The organism is Kitasatospora sp. NEAU-CNBT7, from assembly GCF_057220535.1.
Window position 1 is genome coordinate 1 of sequence record NZ_JBXQQB010000090.1, and the last position, 4,905, is coordinate 4,905.

At 70.8% G+C, this 4,905-nt stretch carries 3 protein-coding genes; all 3 read left to right on the top strand.

All coding sequences use genetic code 11. From position 1 onward, the window contains the following. Positions 1 to 28 precede the first annotated feature (28 nt). Positions 29 to 613 (top strand): GTP-binding protein, encoded by a 585-nt coding sequence (locus AC2TEW_RS38215; RefSeq protein WP_033823131.1) that lies wholly within the window; start codon positions 29 to 31, stop codon positions 611 to 613. A gap of 365 nt (positions 614 to 978) precedes the next feature. Beyond that, complete coding sequence (locus AC2TEW_RS38220) at positions 979 to 4,485, top strand: nitrate- and nitrite sensing domain-containing protein (protein WP_484627774.1); 3,507 nt, start codon at positions 979 to 981, stop codon at positions 4,483 to 4,485. A gap of 10 nt (positions 4,486 to 4,495) precedes the next feature. After that, positions 4,496 to 4,905: roadblock/LC7 domain-containing protein (locus AC2TEW_RS38225; protein WP_033822066.1), on the top strand; the 410-nt coding region annotated here is incomplete at its 3' end.

A 4,905-nucleotide genomic window follows, 5' to 3' on the forward strand; every position in this document is an offset into this window, starting at 1 on the left:
GACGTCACGCTGCTCGAAAGGGTCCTCAGTGGACTTCGCAAGCTCTAACGCGGCCGCCCCCAGCCGCGCCACCACCTCGGCGAAGATCGTCGTCGCGGGCGGCTTCGGCGTGGGCAAGACCACCCTCGTCGGTGCGGTCTCCGAGATCAACCCGCTGCGCACCGAAGCCGTCATGACCAGCGCCAGCGCCGGCATCGACGACCTCACCCACACCGCGGGCAAGACGACCACCACGGTCGCCATGGACTTCGGCCGCATCACCCTCGACGAGGACCTGATCCTCTACCTCTTCGGCACCCCCGGCCAGGACCGCTTCTGGTTCATGTGGGACGACCTCGTCCGCGGCGCCATCGGCGCCGTCGTCCTCGTCGACACCCGCCGCCTCGCCGACTGCTTCCCCGCCCTCGACTACTTCGAGAACAGCGGCCTGCCCTTCGTCGTCGGCCTCAACGGCTTCGAAGGCCACCAGCCGCACACCCCCGAAGAGGTCCGCGAAGCACTCCAGCTCGGCCCCGACACCCCGATCATCGCGTTGGACGCGCGGCGCCGGGACAGTGCCAAGAGCGCCCTGATCACCCTGGTCGAGCACGCCCTGCTGGCCAGACTGCGCTGACCCGCCGGCCCTCCTCCGTGAGGTACGGCACGTGCCCGCCTTCCGCCCCTCGGGCGGGGGCGGGCACGGGCGCTGTGGCGCATAACGGTTCGGTAGGCATTTGGAGATCGTCATTGACCCACAGTGACCGACTCGATCCGATATGCGCGGATGACCTTGAGGTTTGGGGTCACCTGCCCACAAATGTCCAATTTGCTCGTGCCTGACCGGGTACGGAGTGCTGTTTGTCCCGAATCCCTGCACGTGCTGAAATTCCAGCTACCCCGTAGTCATCGTTGGCAGTTCCACCCACAGCGGGCTGCGGCCACCGGGGGAAGCCGCTGGATAGATCCATGGCCGCCAGTCGGTCGAGAGGTTGTTGTCGAGTGAGGCGTAAGCAGCCAGTCACCCCGCAGCGCTCAGAGCCCCGCCAGAGTGAGCCGGGCGGTAGCGGCCAGGCACCCGCAGGGTTCTCCGCGTTCAGCCCCACCGAGGAGCGGACCGGCCCCGGGCCGTCCGTCGTGCTCGGCGGCGGCCCCAAGCCGGGCCAGTCGCCCAAGGGCTCCGACACCGACGAGCGGCGTGCCGCCGCCGGCGGCCGGTACGAGTTCCTGTCCCCGCTGAACTGGCGGGTGCCGACCCGTCTCGTCGCGATCCTGCTGATCCCGGTCATCATCGGCCTGGTCTTCGGCGGTCTGCGCGTCAACACCTCGTTCGACGACTGGGTCAAGGCCGACAAGGCGCTCAAGACCGCCGACCTGGCGCGCACCGCGACCCAGCTGGCCGACGCCCTGGAGAACGAGCGCGACTTCACCGCCGCGCCGCGGATCACCGGCAACGACCCCAACGGGGACGTGAAGAAGTACCGCGGTCTGACCGACCAGGCGCTGGTGGCCTACAACAAGGCCTTCGCCAAGGTGAAGGACGACGCCACGCTGTCCCGCCGCAACGAGGCGTTCCAGCTGCTCGTCGCCGACCTCCCGCACCTGCGGGACAACGCCTACAAGCCGGAGCTGTTCGCCACCGCGACCCCGGCCGCCTACTCGGCGATGTTCGCGCCGCTGCTGGCCGTCGACAACTCCGTCGGCTTCGGCAGCTCCAGCGAGACCAGCCGCGGCCGCTCGATCTACGCCATGTCGCTGGCCAAGGCCTCCGCCTCGACCCAGCGCGTGCTGATGACCCACCTGCTGGTCGGCATCGGCACCAACACGGTCACCAAGTACGAGAACGTCGAGCTGATCCAGACCCTGCTGGTCTCGGCCAAGCTCGAGCAGACCGCGATCAGCGAGTTCACCACCGGCAGCACCGCCGAGGACGCCAAGGTCTACGCGGACGCGATCGGCGAGCAGGCCTCGGCCGACCTGCGCTCCCCGCACCGGATGCCCGGCGGCCAGGCCATCCCGACCGTCCAGGGCCTGCTGAACATCGGCATGGCGTACTCCTCGGCCGCCGCGGCCGGCGAGTCCAAGGGCAAGGAGCAGGCCCGCGCGACCTTCGAGGCCGCCACCGCCGAGGGCCTGAACCTCGACAACTGGACCCAGGCCACCGGTGGCCACATCAACACCCTGCGCAACACCGAGAACAAGCTGCTCGACCAGGTCGTGGCCGGCGCCGCGAACATCAAGTCGCGCGCCCAGACCGACGCCATCCTGAACTCGGCGATCGTGATCGCGGCGCTCGCGCTGGCCGGTCTGCTCACCGGCTTCATCGCCCGCTCGATGATCCTCGGCATGCGCGTGCTCAACAGCGCCGCGCTGGAGATCGCCAACCACCGTCTGCCGGACCTGGTCGAGAAGCTCTCCAAGACCGACCCGGACCGGGTGGACACCTCGGTCGCGCAGATCCCGCTGTGGGGCAAGGACGAGATCGGCGAGGTCGCCCGCGCCTTCGACCAGGTCCACGCCCAGGCGGTCTCGCTCGCCGCCGAGCAGGCCCTGCTCCGAGGCAACCTGAACGCGATCTTCTCCAACCTGTCGCGCCGCAGCCAGAGCCTGATCCAGCGCCAGCTGGCGCTGATCACCGACCTGGAGAACAACGAGGCCGACCCGGACCAGCTGGAGAACCTCTTCAAGCTGGACCACCTCGCGACCCGTATGCGCCGCAACGGCGAGAACCTCCTCGTCCTCGCCGGTGAGGAGCCGGGCCGCCGCTGGAACACCCCGGTGCCGCTGGTCGACGTGCTCCGCGCCGCCGCCTCCGAGGTGGAGCAGTACGAGCGCATCGAGCTGGCCGGCATACCCGACGCCGACGTCGTCGGCCCCGCCGTGACCGACCTCGTCCACCTGCTCGCCGAGCTGCTGGAGAACGCCACCTCGTTCTCCAGCCCGCAGACCCGGGTGCTGGTCAACGCCACCCGCCTGCCGGACGGCCGGGTGCTGGTGGAGATCCACGACAAGGGCATCGGCCTCACCGCCGAGGACTTCGCCGAGATCAACGAGAAGCTGGCCGAGCCGCCCACGGTCGACGCCACCATCTCCCGCCGCATGGGCCTGTTCGTGGTCGGCCGCCTCTCGCAGCGCCACGACATCCGGGTCCAGCTGCGCCCCTCCGGCGAGTCCGCCGGCACCACCTCCCTGGTGATGCTCCCGCAGATGCTGGTCCAGCTGAGCGCGCGTCCCGAGCCGGAGGAGGAGTTCACGGTCTCCCGCATCTTCGCCGAGCAGGAGCCGGCCGCCGAGGCCTGGGACCAGGTCGGTCCGGCCCGCAGCGCCGCCGAACTGGGCTTCGACGACCACCTCACCGGCAACACCGGCACCAGCGGCTTCAGCCCGGCACTGGAGTCCGTCCAGCGCTCGCAGCGGCTCGAGCAGCGCCGGCTGGCGGCGCTGGAGTCCGGCGAGGGCGACGGCGAGCAGGAGCCGCTGGAGGCCGAGCTGGTCGAGCCGCCGTACGGCGAGAACTACGGCGACCAGGGCTACCAGCAGCAGGACCAGTACGGCCAGGGGCAGTTCGCCGGCCAGCCGTACGCCCAGGACGGGTACCGCGAGTACCCCGAGTACGCGGACGACCAGTTCCAGGGCAGCGCCCAGTACCAGGACCCGCAGTTCCAGGGCGCGCCGTACGGCCAGGAGCAGCCCTACGCCCAGGACGGCTACCAGGACTACGGTCAGGACCAGTACGGCCAGGACCAGTACGGCGGCCAGCCGTACGGCCAGGACCAGTACGGCCGCGGCGGCTACGACCAGCAGTACGACCAGGGCTACCAGCCGTTCGACGGCGGCCGGGCCGGGGAGGCGCCCGCGGGGCACCCCTACGGCCAGGACGAGCCCCCGGCGGCGCTGCCGCCCGCCCAGGGCGGGACGCTCGGCTCCGGGCTGCCCCAGCGCCGTCCCGGCCAGCAGCTGGCCGGCTCGTCCGCCGGCGCCGGATCGGCGTTCGGCGGCGGCGACCAGGGCGGCCGCTCGGACGGCGAGAAGCCGAACTGGTTCACCGGCGCCCGGGACACCGGCAGCGACTCGGAGCAGCGCGGCCACCAGGTGTCGGCGCTCGGCGGCTACGGCCCGACCGGTCCGACCAGCTCGCCGGCCGGCGACTGGCAGTCCCCCAACGACGGTGACTGGCAGCGCGCCGAGCAGCTGCGCGAGCCCGCGGCCGGCGGCACCACGCCGTCCGGTCTGCCGCGCCGGGTGCCCAAGCAGAACCTGGTCCCCGGCAACGCCAAGCCGACTCCGCAGGACGGCCCGCAGGTCTCCCGCAACCCGGAGGAGGTGCGCGGGCGCCTGACCAACCTGCGCCGCGGCGTGGAGCAGGGCCGAAGCGCCGGCGGCGACCCGGGTGCGACCGGTAGTTTCCGGATCGATCCCCAAGAAATTTCCCAGCAGGGCCGGTCCGGCAACGGACAGCAGAACAACAGCACCGATCTCTTCGGCGGCTCGAACCACCAGGAGCGTTGAGTTGAGTCAGATGAGCCAGGCCGCACAGAACCTGAACTGGCTGATCACCAATTTCGTGGACAACACCCCCGGGGTGTCGCACACGGTGGTGGTCTCCGCCGACGGTCTCCTGCTGTGCATGTCCGAGGGCTTCCCGCGGGACCGCGCCGACCAGCTCGCCGCGGTCGCCTCCGGGCTGACCTCGCTGACCTCCGGCGCCAGCCGGATCTTCGAGGGCGGCGAGGTCAACCAGACCGTCGTCGAGATGGAGCGGGGCTTCCTGTTCCTGATGGCGGTCAGCGACGGATCGGCCCTGGCCGTCCTCGCCTCCCCCGACTCCGACATCGGTCTGGTGGGCTACGAGATGGCCCTCCTCGTCGACCGTGCCGGAGCCGTCCTCACCCCCGCGCTGCGCGCGGAACTCCAGGGCAGTCTCCTGCA